The following is a 15,882-nucleotide window of genomic DNA, read 5'->3' on the forward strand; positions in this document are numbered from 1 at the left end:
ATAACCACGTTACCCCTATTCTTTAACTCTTAATAATCTCAAGCTATTTAATGTAACAAGTAGAGTTGCGCCCATGTCAGCGAATATCGCAATCCATAATGTCAGCCAACCTGGTACAACTAATAGCAAGGCCAATGCCTTTATACCTAGTGAAAATATAATGTTTTGTTTAATAATCATAAGAGCTTTTCGACTCAGTTTGATTGTATAAGGCAATTTACTTAGATCGTCAGACATTAAGGCGATATCAGCCGTCTCTATGGCTGTGTCTGTACCTGCTCCTCCCATTGCTACACCGATCGTTGAAGCCGCTAATGCAGGTGCATCATTCACTCCATCTCCAACCATCGCTACTATTGAATGGTTTGATCGAAGTTTTTTTATGAATGTTAATTTGTCGTCCGGAAGTAAGTCAGCTTGAATCTCAGTCACACCTACATTTTTACCGATGGCATTTGCGGTTCGCTGATTGTCACCAGTTAGCATCACTGTTTTTTTAATGCCAATCTCATGTAATTTTCGAATTACTTCCTTGGACGAATCTCGTAAAACATCAGCAACTGCAAGTAGTAAAAGGATTGTATTTTTTGTTCCGAAAAGGATAACGGTTTTACCTTTGTTTTGTAATGCGATAATTTCCTTTTGCATATTCTTTGGCAGTCCATTGTGTATTTCTTCAAAAAAGCGCGGACTACCAACGAAATAGGTTTCTCCATCAATTTTAGACTTCAAGCCTTTACCTGTAATGGATTGAAAATCTTCTATCCTTACATCTTTATATGGAAGATCATCTGCCTTTTTTAGGATGGCAGAAGCAAGTGGATGTTGAGACCCATTTTCGATTGCGGCAGTATATGTCAGCCATTTCTGCGCATTTTCATCATAATGCAATATTTCAGTGACTACAGGCATTCCTTTTGTTAAAGTCCCCGTTTTGTCAAATGCAATTACGTTTAATGCGCCTGCCTCCTCAAGATAAATCCCACCTTTTATCAGCACGCCGTGTCGTGCTGCATTCCCTATCGCTGTAACAACTGCAACAGGAGTCGAAACGACTAAAGCACATGGACATCCTACGACTAGAGCTGCAAGTCCTTGATATATCCATTCGTTCCAACTCGCTCCAAACAACAATGGAGGAACAGCTGCGATTAAAATCGCTAAAACGATAATTGCAGGTGTATAGTATTTTGCGAATTTATCAACAAATGCTTGTGAAGGTGCACGTTCAGCCTGCGCTTCTTCAACTAAATGGATAATTTTTGCAATTGTTGTGTCCTCGACTCGTTTTGATACTCTAACCTCAAGTAAGCCTTCCTCATTAAGAGTTCCTGCAAATACTTCATCATCGATTGATTTGTTAACTGGGACACTTTCGCCTGTTATGGATGCTTGATTAACAGAAGATACTCCTTTAACTACGATTCCATCCATTGCAACCATCTGTCCAGGTTTTACGATCATTATGTCACCAATTTGAATATCCTCGACACCGATGACCATTTCTTCCATACCTCGCCGAATCAATGCTTCATTTGGTGCAATATCCATCAGTGACTCAATTGATTTTCGGGCTTTATCCATCGAATAGCGTTCCAGAGCTTCACTAATTGCGAATAAAATCACAACCGTTGCTCCTTCCCCCCATTCGCCAATCATTGCAGCGCCGATAACAGCTACCGTCATTAGGGTACTCATATCAAATTTGAAACGACTCAGATTCTTAAAGCCTTTTAGAAATAGCGTATAGCCCCCGACGACTATGGCTGCTGCATATCCAATTGTTGAAAAGAGATGACCTTCTCCATGTAATTCACCTAATAACCAACTGACAACAAGTAATACTGCAGATATATAAACCTTGAATGTTTCTTTTTGTTTCCAGAATGGAACTTGCGGTTCTGCCTTTTCATGTTCTTCCCGTAGCTTCAGATTTTCAAATGCGCCAGCCTTTTCGAGCTCTTGTATCGATGTGTCTCCGGTTACTGTCAGTTTAGCAGCACCAAAGTTTACACTTGCATCTTTAACACCATCCAGGTGTTTCACGTTTGTTTCAAACGTTTTCGCACAGCCTGCTCAGGAAAAGCCTTGCACTCGGTAGGTTTTTGTAGCTTGTTCCGACATGTTACTCACCCCCGAAAAATGTATACTTTAAAATCAGTATACACGTTTATTAGTTAAGCGTACTAGATAATCGCTTCATTATAGGCTGACCTTATGTAGTGATGGGGTCATTTTCCCCAAACCTCAGCTAACGTCATACGAAAAAACTGATCTAAACGATTAGTTGGGTCTGGACACCTATTTTCTAGTGTGGCTACATATTCTTCTAGTTTTTCAATTTTTGTTTTTAAAAAACCTGATAAATCCAATGATTGCTGATATGACTTTTGACCAGAAGACTTTAGAAATATGATGTTCTCAATTTTTGTTTTTATTTCGTTACTTGGCAAAAGTTCATCAACTAGGACTTTCAAATCAAGACTACTCATCCGCCCATGCTTAGCTATATATTCTGCCATCAACAGTGGGCGGATTACATTCAAGTAGGTTTTAACATCAGGCCCTTTCTCTTCGATGCGTTTAAAGTTCCCTTTTGCCATTTTTACATAATGGTAGATACAGGGTATGGGTGAAAATGTGACGTCTTCAAGTTGATACATGCTTTCAATAAAGTTTGTTGCCTGACTGTAAATAATACCTGAGTGCATCCATTCCAACAGGCCTGGGTTTGATTTACGTAAAAGACGAAGTGACTTTGTTAGCTCCCAACCACTCATGTCCACTAAAGGATTAACAGGAATACTGATTCTATCGTGCTTAGGGACCTCAAGTACATCTCTCTTTTGATCGATTGAGAGATACCATTCGGTTTTGTGGAGGTAGATAAATCGAACATCGTAATCACTTTCTTCAGACGTTACCCCCCATGTGCGACTACCCGCTTCACATGCATAAAGTACTTTCACATCGTATTCAAGTTCAATTTGTTTAATAATTTCTACAATATGATTTTTCAATACTATCCCTCTTTTGCATGAGAAAAGGAGATGCAAGATTCATCTCCTTTACCAACTAGTATTCTCTATTTACGTATACATAAACCGTAGCATCACGTGTGCAGCGAGTCTGCTCGTGATGTCGCGGACATCCTTTGATGGGTCGATTTCAACAATGTCCATCGCTTTGACTTTTGGATGGCTTTTAGCTGCTTGGATACTTGAGAGAAGTTCTCTTGATGTCAAACCGCCAGGTCCAATTGCAGGACATCCTGGTGCAAAGGCTTGATCAACAACATCCATATCAACAGATAAATAGATAAAATCAACCTTTTGTGCTAGTCGTTCGATTCCTTGTTGTATGATGGAGACGATTCCGACTCGATCCACATCATCCATGGTATATACTGCGACTCCATGGCTTAGAACATATTCATGATATTCTTGTGCATTAGCATAATCTCGGATCCCAACTTGCATCAGGTCTTCACCTTTTATAAAGCCTCCCTCGAGTAGACTACGAAAAGGAGTCCCGTTTGTTCTTCCTCCGTCCTCGAAGTTACGAACGTCGTGATGAGCATCCCATTGAATCACTCCGATTCGACCATAGTGTTCCTGAAAGGCGCGAATTGAAGGATAACTAACGCCATGGTCACCGCCGAGTATTATATATTTTTTACATGAATTTGTTTGAATCATTTCTTTTACACTACTATATAATCTTTCAGTGGTTTCCTCAAGATTAGTAGGATGTATATGTACATCCCCGAAATCAATCATAGGTGTATCCTTATAATCAACATGATTTTCCCCAGAAAAAGTTGAGTATGCACCTAGTGCATTTCGAATGGTTCTTGGTGCATCGCTTGCAAGGGATGGAGAAATCGAAGACTTTGAAGCTGGTAGTCCGATTATCCCTATATCGCCTTTAGCTCCTTTTGTATACGGGGTGATACATTCGGTTACTTTCGTTACATATCGGTCTTTGAACAAAGTTGTCTTACCTGGGGTAAGGTATTGAAATTCAGACATTATCGTTTCTCCTCCATACCCTTGTTCCTTCAATATAGACGCTGTTGGTGTGATTTACACCAAAATGATAAGGAAGATATAAATAATTTGGGATATCCCAAATGACGAAATTCGCTTTTTTGCCGACAGTTAGGGTACCGGCTTCTTCCCCTTTACCGATTGCGAATGCTGCATTGACAGTGACTGCATTCCATATTTCCTCAGGAGTCATTTTTAGTTTAAGTGCCGCTAATGACATGATAAGTTGAAGATTCTCAGTTACACAACTCCCTGGATTGTAATCTGTTGCAAGAGCAACAGCAGCTCCTTCATCAATCATTTCTCTGGCCCGTGCATAGGTATCTTTACCAAGGTAAAACGTCGTTCCAGGTAATAGTACAGCAATAGTGTTGCTAGTGGATAGCATATTTATCGCCTTATTAGATGCAGCAACCAAGTGGTCGGCACTCGTTGCACCAAGTTCCACGGCTAGTTCAGTTCCACCTAATGAATCTATTTCATCAGCATGGATTTTTAGACCGAATCCTTTTTCCTTCGCCTTTTGTAAAAAATATTTAGATTGCTGTAGGCTGAATACACCTGTCTCACAGAAGATATCAGCAAACTCTGCAAGGTTTTCGTTTCTTACATGATCAAGGAGTTCGACCATTTTCTCTAGAAACTCATCCTCATTTCCTTTGTAGGTTGGAGGTATGGCATGTGGTCCTAAAAAAGTTGATACTATTGAAACTGGGAACTTTTCTTGTAGTCTTTTAACAACTTGTAGTTGTTTAAGTTCCGTTTCTGGATCTAAGCCGTATCCGCTTTTAGCTTCCAACGTTGTAACTCCATATGAAAGAAACCGATTTAAGTGGAAAGATGCTTTTTCATATAGTTCTTCTTCGCTAGCCATTCTAGTTGCTTCAACTGTTGATAAAATGCCCCCACCTTTTGCAAGGATTTCAAGATATGGTACGCCTCTTTGCTTTAAAGCGAGTTCATGTTCACGAGAGCCACCAAATACTAAATGTGTGTGAGGGTCGACCAAACCTGGTGATACCACTTTTTTCTGTGCATTAATCCTTTTTAACGGTTTAATGTGAGTAGCCTCATCATTTGAGCCAATCCAAGCTATGGTTCCGGACTTGACTGCAAATGCAGCGTTCTCCATAATCATAAGTTGTTTCATTTCTTCCCCTTTAAGGGGTGCTGTCGTTTCTTTTGGTAAAATCAATTGTCCTATATTGTGAACGAGTAAATCGTATTGCATCAATACCGCTCCTTTCTTGGTAGATTGATAGAATTTGGAAAATTACAACATCGGGATATCGACGCCTTTTTCCTTCGCCACTTCTATTGCCTTTTCATAGCCAGCATCCGCATGGCGAACAATGCCCATACCTGGGTCTGTAGTAAGAACACGTTGTAGACGTTCTTTTGCCAGTTCCGTGCCATCAGCAACGACAACCATACCAGCGTGTAAGGAATAGCCCATGCCGACCCCACCACCATGATGAACAGAAATCCATGATCCACCAGCAGCAACGTTGATTAAAGCATTTAAGATTGCCCAATCTCCCACAGCATCACTACCGTCCTTCATGGCTTCTGTTTCTCGGTTAGGTGATGCAACAGAGCCGCAGTCTAAGTGGTCCCTACCAATTACAATCGGTGCTTTCAATTCACCTTTAGCTACCAATTCATTAATGGCGAGGCCCATTTTCACGCGCTCACCGTAGCCAAGCCAGCAAATTCGAGCTGGCAGCCCCTGAAACTCTACCTTTTCCTGAGCCATATCAATCCAACGAAGTAAAGCCTCGTTTTCTGGGAATAATTCTTTTATGAGAGCATCTGTTCGATAGATGTCTTGTGGGTCACCAGAGAGAGCTGCCCAACGGAAGGGTCCTTTTCCTTCACAGAATAATGGACGAATATAAGCTGGGACAAAGCCAGGAAAATCAAATGCATTAATCACACCTGCATCTTTCGCAACTTGACGGATATTGTTGCCGTAATCAAAAGTCACAGTTCCCCGACGTTCAAATTCAAGCATTGCCATAACATGCTTTGCCATCGAAGCAGATGATAGTTCAACATATTTTTTTGAATCGCTCTCTCGTAATTTTGCTGCTTCTTCAACGGTATATCCTTCCGGTACATACCCATTTAAAGGGTCGTGTGCGGATGTTTGATCGGTCATTACGTCTATTTGAACGTTACGGTTTAAGAATTCATGATGGACCTCAGCAGCATTTCCAAGGAGACCAATCGATAATGCCTCACCATTACGCTTTGCTTCTAGTGCCCATTTAATCGCTTCATCGATTGAATCTGTCATTCTATCACAATATTTAGTATCAAGACGCTTTTGGATCCGAGATTTATCGACATCAACAGCTATACAAACACCGCCGTTCATTGTAACAGCCAGTGGCTGTGCTCCTCCCATTCCACCCAAGCCTGCTGTAAGAGTAATCGTTCCTTTTAATGAGCCACCAAAATGCTGTCGTGCTACTTCAGCAAACGTTTCATAGGTTCCTTGTAAAATCCCCTGGGAACCGATGTAAATCCAGCTTCCAGCTGTCATTTGCCCATACATCATTAACCCTTTTTGATCAAGTTCGTGAAAATGATCCCAGTTGGCCCATTTTGGAACGAGAACAGAATTCGAAAGCAATACACGAGGGGCCGCTTTGTGAGTTTTAAATACTGCAACTGGTTTTCCTGACTGAATTAACATTGTTTCGTCATTTTCTAAGCGGCGCAGGGTATTAACAATTGCATCAAATGCTTCCCAGTTTCGAGCAGCCTTCCCGATTCCTCCGTACACAACAAGTTCTTCTGGTTTTTCGGCAACAGCAGGGTCTAAATTGTTATAGAGCATTCGTAGTGCAGCTTCTTGTTCCCATCCTTTACATTCAAGCTCCAACCCCTTTTTAATTCGGACGGTACGATTCTGAATGGTCATGATTCATTCCCCTCTCTAATTAAATTTTACGCTTGGTTCAAAATTGGCTGTCCACACTAGATTATTTTTTTTAAGCCATTCCGTTACCCTCTCTATGTCTTCAGCGAACACCCGATCTTCCGTAATCGACGGGCACACTGTTCTTGCTTCCTGATAAAATGCTTTGGTAGCAGGTGCCATCTTTTGGGTCCCGCGAAATTCAACCGCCTGGAGGGCACAAATACATTCTATTGCTAACACCCTTCGCACATTTTGGATAATTTGGTAAGCATGACGGGAGCCGATTGTACCCATGCTTACGTGGTCTTCTTGATTGGCTGAAGACGGGATGGAATCGACGCTTGCTGGATGTGCCAGAGTTTTGTTTTCCGAAACAAGCGATGCCGCCACATATTGCATGATCATGGCACCTGATTGTAGTCCTGGCTGTGCACTTAAAAATGGCGGTAAGTCATTGAGTTGCGGATTGACAAGTCTTTCAATCCGACGCTCAGATATACTGGCTAACTCAGCAACAGCTATTTTCATAAAATCCATTGCAATTGCGATGGGTTGGCCATGGAAATTCCCACCCGAGACCACTACATTTCCATCTTCGAAGATTAAAGGGTTATCGGTGGCTGCATTCATCTCAATTTCTAGTTTTTCCTTCACATAGTCTAACGCTTGCCAGGAGGCGCCGTGGACTTGAGGAATGCAACGTAAAGAATATGCGTCCTGGACCCTTTTTTCTCCTTGTCTAGTAATCATTTTGCTTCCCGTTAATAAATCGCGCATACGTTTTGCCACAGCCATTTGTTGTGGATACCCGCGTGCTTCATGAATAGCTGGATGAAATGCATCAATGATTCCCTCTAAGCCTTCAAGAGTGAGAGACGCAATTATTTCACACTGAAAAGCTAGTTCTGATGCTTCTATCCAATTGACCACACCCATTGCAGTCATCGCTTGTGTTCCATTAATTAGGGCCAGCCCTTCTTTTGCCTGAAGTACTACGGGCTGAATGCCTTCTATCTCAAAAATTTGTGTAGTCGGGAAAATATCGCCCTTATAGTGAACTTTTCCTTCTCCAAGTAGGACAAGGGCTAAATGTGACAGTGGTGCTAAATCGCCTGAAGCACCAAGTGAGCCCTGCTGTGGAATAACTGGGTGGATTCTGCTATTTAGTAAAGTCAAAAGACTTTCCACAATAACTGGTCGAATCCCCGAAAAACCTTTTAACAGTGCATTTAACCGAAGTAAGACCATGGCACGTGAAACCACCTCAGGGAAGGGCTCACCAACACCACATGCATGGGATCGGATTAAATTTAGCTGTAAATCATTCACATCATCATCAGCGATAATCACATCACTGAATTTCCCAAATCCTGTATTAATCCCATAGATAGTCCGTTTATCTGCCACTATTTTTTCGACTGCTTTGCGGCTTTTTTCTACTTTCATTAACGATTCTCTGCTAATTGTTACGTGTTCGAATTCATAACAGATTCGTTTGACTTGCTCTATAGTTAACGACTGACCTGTTAACTCAACCATTCGTTCATCCCCCCTACTACTTATGTCATCAGTTCTGGTTTTAGAAATGAGTCTTACTAAAAGAAAAAGAGACGATAATGGCATAGAAATACCATCATCGCCTCCTATTGACTAAAGGACTATAGGCAATGTAATAAAATATACATTATATGTGATTAATTCCGAGACCGATTGTTTCGTGTTCTAGGCCTTTAATTGGAGCCCCTATTGTTCCATAGAAGGCAACAGCAATCCATTCCCCTTCTTCTTCATTCAAATAAGGTCTTCCTCGAACGATTGCAAATCGTAAACCGACAGTACGGCTTATCTCGCCAATCGCGGTTTGCCCTCTGGTAACACCTTCAATTCCCTCAATGATTGCATGGTACAAGGCATGTGTTTCCCGATATTGTGATTCATGAACAAGCCCATGCCGTTTTGCGGCCGTTTCTACAGCTGCAATTACTTTTTGCATGTTCATCGAACCCACTTTGCCTTGGCACGATTGAACCCACTTTAAAGAAGGGGAAAAAGCTTTCATTTCCTCATCCGTTAATGTGGCTAAAAGTACAGCAATTTTTCCAATTGCTATTTTTTGACTCATATCTTAGAACCTCTATTTTCTGAATTTTCCTATTATCTACTATCTTAGTAATATTGTAATCGCGAGTAGTTAACAAGTCAATGGATTTGGAAAATTTTAGTATATTACTATAGTAGCGATTTAATAGAATAAAGTCTTTAAATGAGAATAAACCCATTATGAAAATGGGTTTATTCATATACTTGAAAAACGATTGTTCCTTTAATTACAGCTTTTTCATGCTGGTTTACAGCAACTACATCAAAAATACGCTTGTTTTCGTATATTTCTTTTAATGATGCATTTAGAGTGATGACATCATTCAAAAACACCATATTACGAAAGCGGATTGAATAGGTTTTAATAAAACCTTCCTCGTGGTAAGGGGTGAATAATTTGGCAAGGTTCCCCATTGTCCACATACCATGCGCAATTACACCTGGTAATCCTGCTATATGTGCTTCTTCATCAATTGTATGAATTGGGTTGTAATCACCAGATGCGCCTGAATACTTAATCAGATCCATCCTCGAGACAGGCGGAAGCTGAACACTTTGAAGTGAACTTCCACTTTCCATTTTCACTATTGAATTCATGACATCATCGCCTTTCTAACCGCTTCTGTAATAATGACGACTAGCCTTGAAGAGAAAATAGGGTTGCCATTCTTGTCTTCCCCATTTTCACTGATTGTTAAAAAGCCCATCGTACCAGTAGAGCCTTTTTTCTCTACATAATTGTCCACCTTAGAATAGCAATAAATCTCTTCTCCTACTCGTAATGGTCGTTCATATTCATATATTTGCTCGCCATGGATTAGCCCTTTTTCAGGTAAAACGAGCCCATCAATACTTCCGTATTCTAAAACTCTTGGAAAAGTTGGTGGTGCGATATTTGTTTTATACCTGGAAGCATTCCCAATCTGTTCATCAATAAAAATTGGATGAGCATCACCAATGGCTTCAGCGAATTTTTTGACAGCGCCTCGTTCAATGACATTTCTTACTTTTGTCGATTGTTTACCGATAAAATCTTTATACACCAACAACAACTCCTTTAATCTTTTGGACCCCCTGCTACATAAAGAACCTGACCACTTACAAATGATGATTTGTCATCAGCGAAGAAGGCAACGGCATTTGCAATATCACTTGGTTTACCTGTTCGCCCAACTGGGATCATCGTAACACTTGCTTCAATTAAGTCTTCGAATGAAATTCCAATTCTTGCAGCTGTTTCCTTTGTCATTTCAGTTTCAATAAACCCAGGTGCAACGGCGTTCACGGTTATTCCGAATCGTCCCAACTCAATGGCGAGTGTTTTCGTAAAGCCTTGCAAGCCAGCCTTTGCCGTTGAATAATTTGCTTGCCCACGATTACCGAGTGCCGATGTCGAAGAGATGTTAATAATTCTTCCAAACTTGTTTTCTACCATATATTTCTGAACGGCTTTTGCGGCATTAAAAGAGCCCTTTAGGTGCACATTCATGATTGTATCCCAATCCAGTTCTGACATTTTAAAAAGTAAGTTATCACGTATAACCCCCGCATTGTTGACGAGAATGTCAATTGAACCAAATGTTTCATACACTTCTTTGGTAGCGGTTTCAACTTCTTCGTATTTTGTTACGTCTGCTACCTTTGAATAGACTTCATATCCTTTTTCGCGCAATTCTGTTGTTGTCTGTGATAATGCATCCTCATTAATATCAATAAATGCTATTTTAGCGCCTTCTGAAGCTAATTGTTCTAGTATACCCTTTCCAATTCCACGGCTGGCACCAGTTACAAAGGCGACTCTTCCTTCAAATCTACTTGTCATACTCTAACCTCCATTGTTCTATTATATGAATCTCTTGAAACAAATAGTCAAAATACTAACTAGTTGGTATGTATGTCTTTATTTTATTTTGAAACTTCAGACAATACAAGAGGAATTTTGCGTATGTAAAAAGCCACACAAATTAATCTGTGTGGCTTAGCTGACTATTCCTCAAACCCAGCAGTCATAGTATCTGGGTCTGATCCTATTCTGTCATTTTTATCTAGTGCACTGATTTTATCCATATCTTCTTGTGTGAGTTCAAAATCAAAAACATCTGCATTCTCTTGAATACGATGCTCCTTAATTGATTTTGGAATGGTCACAACACCTTGTTGAAGATCCCAACGTAGAATGACTTGAGCTACTGATTTATTATATTTTTCACTGATTTCTAGTAGCGTTGGGTCATTTAGTAATTCACCTCGTTTAAGTGGTGACCATGCTTCTAATTGGATTCCTTCCCTTTTACAGTATTCATGCAGTTCTGTTTGTGTAAGGTGAGGATGGTACTCAACTTGGTTCACCATTGGTTTAATCTCTGAATTTTGAATGAGATTTTCAAGATGGTGAATATGGAAATTACTAACGCCAATTGCACGAACGCGTCCGTCTTTATATAGCTTTTCTAGTGCGTGCCATGTTTCAACATATTTATCTTTTCCTGGCCAGTGAATGAGATATAAATCTAAGTAATCAAGACCTAATTTTTGTAGGCTTGTTTCAAAGGCTTGTAGTGTAGAATCATAACCTTGATCACTGTTCCATACTTTCGATGTAACAAATAATTCTTCGCGGTTAATCCCAGACTCACGAATGGCTTGTCCTACGCCTTCTTCGTTTTGGTAGACAGCTGCAGTGTCAATACTTTTATATCCATGCTTGATTGCCCATTTAACGGAATCAATTACTTCTTGGCCTTCTTTTACCTTAAATACGCCAAGTCCAAACCATGGCATCTCTACTCCATTATGTAATGTTGTTGTATCCTGAAGACTTTTTACCATATAGATCCTCCTATTAGTTGAAAGATTTACCATTAACAGTTTCTCACAGGTTGGGAGAAAATTCAATTATGAAGGTACGATATCTGTAGTAATCTAAACGTGAAAAAGCGATGCCGATTAGGGCGTCGCCTGGAGCTTATGAATTTGTTGGTGTTAGCCTTTTTTGTTTGCGTTGTTCATCAAGTAAGTTAGATAGTAATGACTGTACGAGCTTTGATTCAACGATTGCATTGGTAGGATCGGCAAGGTTTTTTTCTTCCAGTGGATCATTTGTTAGGTTATAAAGTTCAAATTGGTCGGGCACGGGCTCTGTTTTTGTAGTCACTTTTGAGACTGTAATGGTCTGGTCGTCTGCAACTGGAACTTCAGACAATGATGTCGTTACCACGTCTTGGGTTCCTGGTGTACTCCAAAATTGTGGATTATCGAAATATCGTGTGAATTTCCAAAGTTCTTTTTTACGCTGTTTACCACTTTGCATATAGACAATCACGGTTTCTAAGTGGTTTGGTTGAATGACAGAATCATAGGGATCACCTGTAAAGCTAGTTTGATTAAGGCCCCTTGTGACATCGTCATCTGTCATAAAATAAACCGGTTCGTTTGCTCTAAGAAATTGAGATTTCCCCTCGAGTAATGGGGTTAAATCACGTCCCACGGGTGGATGTACCTCTGAATGATTCTGGCTTAACTCTTTTATTGTTCTTTTGACGTCAATATCTGCTAATCCTAATAATGTTGGTAAAATATCAACATGGCTAGTTAACATCGTAGTTGTTTTACTTTCAGGAAATAGTTTTGGGCTATGAATGATAAATGGTACATGAATCGATTCCTCATAGGCATTGTACCATTTTTGAAACAACCCACCATGGGCGCCAAGCATGTCTCCATGATCAGACGTAAAAATGACAATTGTATCTTCATAAAAGCTCGAGTTTTTTAGAGCATCATAGACTTTCCCCATTTCTGAATCTACTTGTTTTTGAAGCGAATAATATAATTGGCGGTAATGTAAACTGTCTCTTGTCGGCTGAAAGGTTTTTGGATATGTTTTACGATAACTATTTTGTGCCGTGGGTTTTGTATCTAATGATTCTTGAGCTGTAGGTGCAGGTGGTATATGAGGGAGAGTACGATCCACTTCAAAATTAAATAATGGCGAGTGCTCGGTTAGTTCACCGAATAATGTGATGTCATGTGGGTTTAAAAATGATGAAACAATGAGCCATGGTTGATTCTTTGATTCATTTGTTTCCCTATCTAGTGATTGAATGAGTTCCACCGCTTCTCGAGCGAAAACCTCATCACGACCCTTAGTCCCAATTGCTGCAGAGGATGCTGAATTTCGAGGGTTTGACCCATGTGGCTCAGGACCGAGCCAACCCGAAAATCCAAAATCATCTAAGCGATTAGCATCTAAATAAACCTGCTCTAACTTTCTGTCCGGGACCCCAGTGGTAGGATTGTAGCTTTGAAGAGAATCGTGTGTACCCGGTATTAAAATATCTGCTACACTCGTGTGCCACTTTCCTTTCCAAAACGTCTTATATCCAGCCTGCCGGAAATAATCACCAAACGTGGGAACTGTATTCGGGTCTAGCCAAAACACATCAGGTTCAAAGCTTTCCGCAGCACCTCCGATTGTTTTGGTAAGTCCATGTAATGATGGATATTGGCCGGTGTAAAGTGTTGCTCTACTCGGAGAACATGCAGTACTTCCTACATAATGGTTTAAAAATTCTAACCCATTCTTTCGCAGCATTTCCTGAGTTTTAAGGTTTTCCTTACACCACATTTTTAAGTGTTCATCCTCATATGCGGTCGGAAAACGTAGTTCATCAACGATAAAAAACAAGATATTAGGTCTACGTTTAGTGGGTGGCCTGTCAATCCCTTTCTTGTTCACTAGATTGCCTCCTTTTGTTTAGTTATTCGTTATCATATGTGTTGAATGCGCTGGGTGTTTATAAGTAGCGGAAGTTTTTAATAAGATTAATCTGAAGGATGTGTTATATCTTTGTCCTATAATCGGTTTCCCACTAATCGTTTTCCAATATGGCTTTATACCCTTTAGCCCGTTTAACTCCACTAAACATAAAAAAAGAGGCCAAAAGCCTCTCTACATTTACAAACCCGTTATTTAAACCAACCTTTTTCCTTCGATTGTGTGATTGCCTCGATTCGATTTTTGACTTCTAGTTTATCTAGAATGGTTGAAATATAATTGCGAACCGTACCTGTTTTAAGGCTGAGTTCATCTGCAATTTCTTTTGTATTTTTACCATCTGCAACAAGTTCAAGCACTTCAAGCTCCCGGCCGGTTAACGGATTCTCTTCTGCATATAAGTCATCCATTAATTCTGGAGCATATACGCGTTTTCCGCTCATTATTGCTCGAATGGAATCTGCTAATTCCTCACTTGGACTATCTTTAAGTAGGTACCCTTTCACACCAGCTTTTAAAGCACGTTGAAAATAGCCTGTACGCGCAAAAGTTGTTAAAATAATTACCTTACAATCTGTTGCCTTTAACATCTCAGCAGCTTCAAGTCCTGTTTTTATTGGCATTTCAATATCCATCATACAAATATCGGGTTTAAGCTCTCTTACAAGTGTAATTGCTTCTTGTCCGTTATTTGCCATCCCCACAACTTCCATATCATCCTCAAGGTTTAAAAGTGATCCAAGCGCACCGAGTACCATTCTTTGGTCTTCTGCAATCACGATTCGAATCATAATAGTCCCTCCACCTCTACCTGTTTTCGTACATTTGGTATTTTAATTATTAATGTTGTCCCCTCGTTCGCTAGGATTTCAAGGCTACCATTTACAAATTCTAAACGTTCTCTCATTCCTTGAAGGCCATGTCCACCAACAATATCATTCGTTAGAACTGTGCCGATACCATTGTCTTGGACGCTAACGGTTATTTCATCTTCTGTCTGTATAATTTCGATCTTGCAGTGTGTTGCCTGACTATGCTTTACCACGTTGTTCACTGCCTCTTTTATAAGCATGCTAATTATATTTTCGTAGAATAACGAAACGTCTTTTAGAGGTTCATCTTTAACTAGGTCAAACTCAATACCCGCGGCTTGTAAGATTTCTCTCACTCTGACAATTTCTTCTTTAATTCGAATTCCGCGCATTTGAGATACCATTTTTCGCACCTCGTTTAAAGCCGTTCGAGCTGTTTGTTGTACATCCTTTAATTCATGCCGCGCTTTTTCTGGATCCTTATAGATTAGCTTTCTAGCTAAATCACTTTTTAAACCAATCATCGATAGCTTCTGGCCTAAGGTATCATGAAGATCTCTTGCAATCCTTTGACGTTCCTCCTGTTTTACAAGTTCTGCAATTCGTTTATTCGCATCTTCAAGCTGTTCCTCAAGCTTCTCTTGTTTCTTTTTATTATGGATATTAAAAGGTAGAAGAATGACACTAATCCAAATGATAATAACAAATGGTAGTTGAGTTAAGAAAACGGGTTCCTGTATAACGAGATTATAGTTTATTGAAAAAGTCGTTGCGACTAGATGAATCACGTATAGTGTTAAAAAAGCTACCCGATTCTTGATGTTTCCATTGTAATACGCTATATAAAATGCAAAATAGATAAATGCAAAAAGAATCGACATGGTTAATGAAATACCGATTAAAATGGAAGTCCATAAATAAACCGGCCATTTTCTAGAGATAAAGGCAAAGCGTAATGAGATAAAAAATATAATCGTTAAAATAATCCCTGCAATGATCTCGGGAGTTGATGACGATTGAAAGATAAAATAGAACGGTAGGATACTAATAACTGCCCAGATATAAGGTGATACTCCAGACCATTTTTGAAAAAGTGAATATTTCTTCATAGGACATGCCCTCATTTAGTTCATGGTATTTTTGTATCCAATCATATCATAATCATATGATCCTTGGCGCATTTGCGCAAGAATCCAAGTTATAAGGAAAACCCAG

General features: G+C 39.9%; 14 protein-coding genes. All 14 read right to left on the reverse strand.

The features are described 5' to 3' along the window. Positions 1-15: 15 nt before the first annotated feature. The 14 genes from CZ490_RS05935 to CZ490_RS06000 all read right to left on the reverse strand — a co-directional run bounded on the left by CZ490_RS05935 (position 16) and on the right by CZ490_RS06000 (position 15,776). Entirely contained in the window at positions 16-2,124 is a 2,109-nt protein-coding gene (locus tag CZ490_RS05935) for a heavy metal translocating P-type ATPase (protein ID WP_077618037.1), read from the reverse strand. Between the two features lie 107 nt (positions 2,125-2,231). After that, on the reverse strand, positions 2,232-3,020 hold the full coding sequence (locus CZ490_RS05940) for a nucleotidyltransferase domain-containing protein (protein ID WP_077618038.1): 789 nt from the start codon (positions 3,018-3,020) through the stop codon (positions 2,232-2,234). A gap of 69 nt (positions 3,021-3,089) precedes the next feature. After that, the gene (hutG, locus tag CZ490_RS05945; RefSeq protein ID WP_077618039.1) at positions 3,090-4,031 is read right to left on the reverse strand and encodes a formimidoylglutamase; all 942 of its coding nucleotides are present in this window, start codon (positions 4,029-4,031) and stop codon (positions 3,090-3,092) included. Continuing rightward, positions 4,024-5,280 carry an imidazolonepropionase gene (gene hutI / locus CZ490_RS05950; protein ID WP_077618040.1) on the reverse strand — a complete coding sequence of 419 codons (1,257 nt, stop codon included), beginning with the start codon at positions 5,278-5,280 and terminating at the stop codon, positions 4,024-4,026. The genes hutG and hutI overlap by 8 nt, the downstream gene beginning before the upstream one ends. 42 nt (positions 5,281-5,322) lie before the next feature. After that, positions 5,323-6,978 carry a urocanate hydratase gene (gene hutU / locus CZ490_RS05955; RefSeq protein WP_077618041.1) on the reverse strand — a complete coding sequence of 552 codons (1,656 nt, stop codon included), beginning with the start codon at positions 6,976-6,978 and terminating at the stop codon, positions 5,323-5,325. Between the two features lie 15 nt (positions 6,979-6,993). Beyond that, entirely contained in the window at positions 6,994-8,517 is a 1,524-nt protein-coding gene (hutH, locus tag CZ490_RS05960; RefSeq protein WP_077618042.1) for a histidine ammonia-lyase, read from the reverse strand. A gap of 145 nt (positions 8,518-8,662) precedes the next feature. After that, on the reverse strand, positions 8,663-9,100 hold the full coding sequence (gene hutP / locus CZ490_RS05965) for a hut operon transcriptional regulator HutP (protein ID WP_077618043.1): 438 nt from the start codon (positions 9,098-9,100) through the stop codon (positions 8,663-8,665). 170 nt (positions 9,101-9,270) lie between these two features. After that, positions 9,271-9,675 (reverse strand): MaoC/PaaZ C-terminal domain-containing protein, encoded by a 405-nt coding sequence (locus CZ490_RS05970; RefSeq protein WP_077618044.1) that lies wholly within the window; start codon positions 9,673-9,675, stop codon positions 9,271-9,273. After that, positions 9,672-10,121 (reverse strand): MaoC family dehydratase N-terminal domain-containing protein, encoded by a 450-nt coding sequence (locus CZ490_RS05975; RefSeq protein ID WP_077618045.1) that lies wholly within the window; start codon positions 10,119-10,121, stop codon positions 9,672-9,674. Before CZ490_RS05975 ends, CZ490_RS05970 begins: the two co-directional genes overlap by 4 nt. A 14-nt stretch (positions 10,122-10,135) precedes the next feature. Continuing rightward, positions 10,136-10,900 carry a 3-oxoacyl-ACP reductase FabG gene (fabG, locus tag CZ490_RS05980; RefSeq protein WP_077618046.1) on the reverse strand — a complete coding sequence of 255 codons (765 nt, stop codon included), beginning with the start codon at positions 10,898-10,900 and terminating at the stop codon, positions 10,136-10,138. A 164-nt stretch (positions 10,901-11,064) separates the two neighbouring features. Then, on the reverse strand, positions 11,065-11,907 hold the full coding sequence (locus CZ490_RS05985; RefSeq protein WP_077618047.1) for an aldo/keto reductase: 843 nt from the start codon (positions 11,905-11,907) through the stop codon (positions 11,065-11,067). A 136-nt stretch (positions 11,908-12,043) separates the two neighbouring features. Then, positions 12,044-13,816 carry a sulfatase family protein gene (locus CZ490_RS05990; RefSeq protein WP_234987174.1) on the reverse strand — a complete coding sequence of 591 codons (1,773 nt, stop codon included), beginning with the start codon at positions 13,814-13,816 and terminating at the stop codon, positions 12,044-12,046. 230 nt (positions 13,817-14,046) lie between these two features. Beyond that, positions 14,047-14,646 (reverse strand): response regulator transcription factor, encoded by a 600-nt coding sequence (locus tag CZ490_RS05995; RefSeq protein ID WP_077618048.1) that lies wholly within the window; start codon positions 14,644-14,646, stop codon positions 14,047-14,049. Then, positions 14,643-15,776, reverse strand: a complete 1,134-nt coding sequence (locus CZ490_RS06000) for a sensor histidine kinase (protein WP_077618049.1) — start codon at positions 15,774-15,776, stop codon at positions 14,643-14,645. Before CZ490_RS06000 ends, CZ490_RS05995 begins: the two co-directional genes overlap by 4 nt. Positions 15,777-15,882 lie beyond the last annotated feature (106 nt).

Origin of the sequence: Litchfieldia sinesaloumensis, from assembly GCF_900156865.1 — a bacterium.
Classification (GTDB): domain Bacteria; phylum Bacillota; class Bacilli; order Bacillales; family Bacillaceae_L; genus Ferdinandcohnia; species Ferdinandcohnia sinesaloumensis.

Bases quoted from the DNA above. Each gene is read 5' to 3' on its own strand.
- hutG (WP_077618039.1), bottom strand. From the start codon at position 4,031: ATGTCTGAATTTCAATACCTTACCCCAGGTAAGACAACTTTGTTCAAA.
- hutI (WP_077618040.1), bottom strand. From the start codon at position 5,280: ATGCAATACGATTTACTCGTTCACAATATAGGACAATTGATTTTACCA.
- hutU (WP_077618041.1), bottom strand. From the start codon at position 6,978: ATGACCATTCAGAATCGTACCGTCCGAATTAAAAAGGGGTTGGAGCTT.
- hutH (WP_077618042.1), bottom strand. From the start codon at position 8,517: ATGGTTGAGTTAACAGGTCAGTCGTTAACTATAGAGCAAGTCAAACGA.
- hutP (WP_077618043.1), bottom strand. From the start codon at position 9,100: ATGAGTCAAAAAATAGCAATTGGAAAAATTGCTGTACTTTTAGCCACA.
- CZ490_RS05970 (WP_077618044.1), bottom strand. From the start codon at position 9,675: ATGAATTCAATAGTGAAAATGGAAAGTGGAAGTTCACTTCAAAGTGTT.
- fabG (WP_077618046.1), bottom strand. From the start codon at position 10,900: ATGACAAGTAGATTTGAAGGAAGAGTCGCCTTTGTAACTGGTGCCAGC.
- CZ490_RS05985 (WP_077618047.1), bottom strand. From the start codon at position 11,907: ATGGTAAAAAGTCTTCAGGATACAACAACATTACATAATGGAGTAGAG.
- CZ490_RS05995 (WP_077618048.1), bottom strand. From the start codon at position 14,646: ATGATTCGAATCGTGATTGCAGAAGACCAAAGAATGGTACTCGGTGCG.
- CZ490_RS06000 (WP_077618049.1), bottom strand. From the start codon at position 15,776: ATGAAGAAATATTCACTTTTTCAAAAATGGTCTGGAGTATCACCTTAT.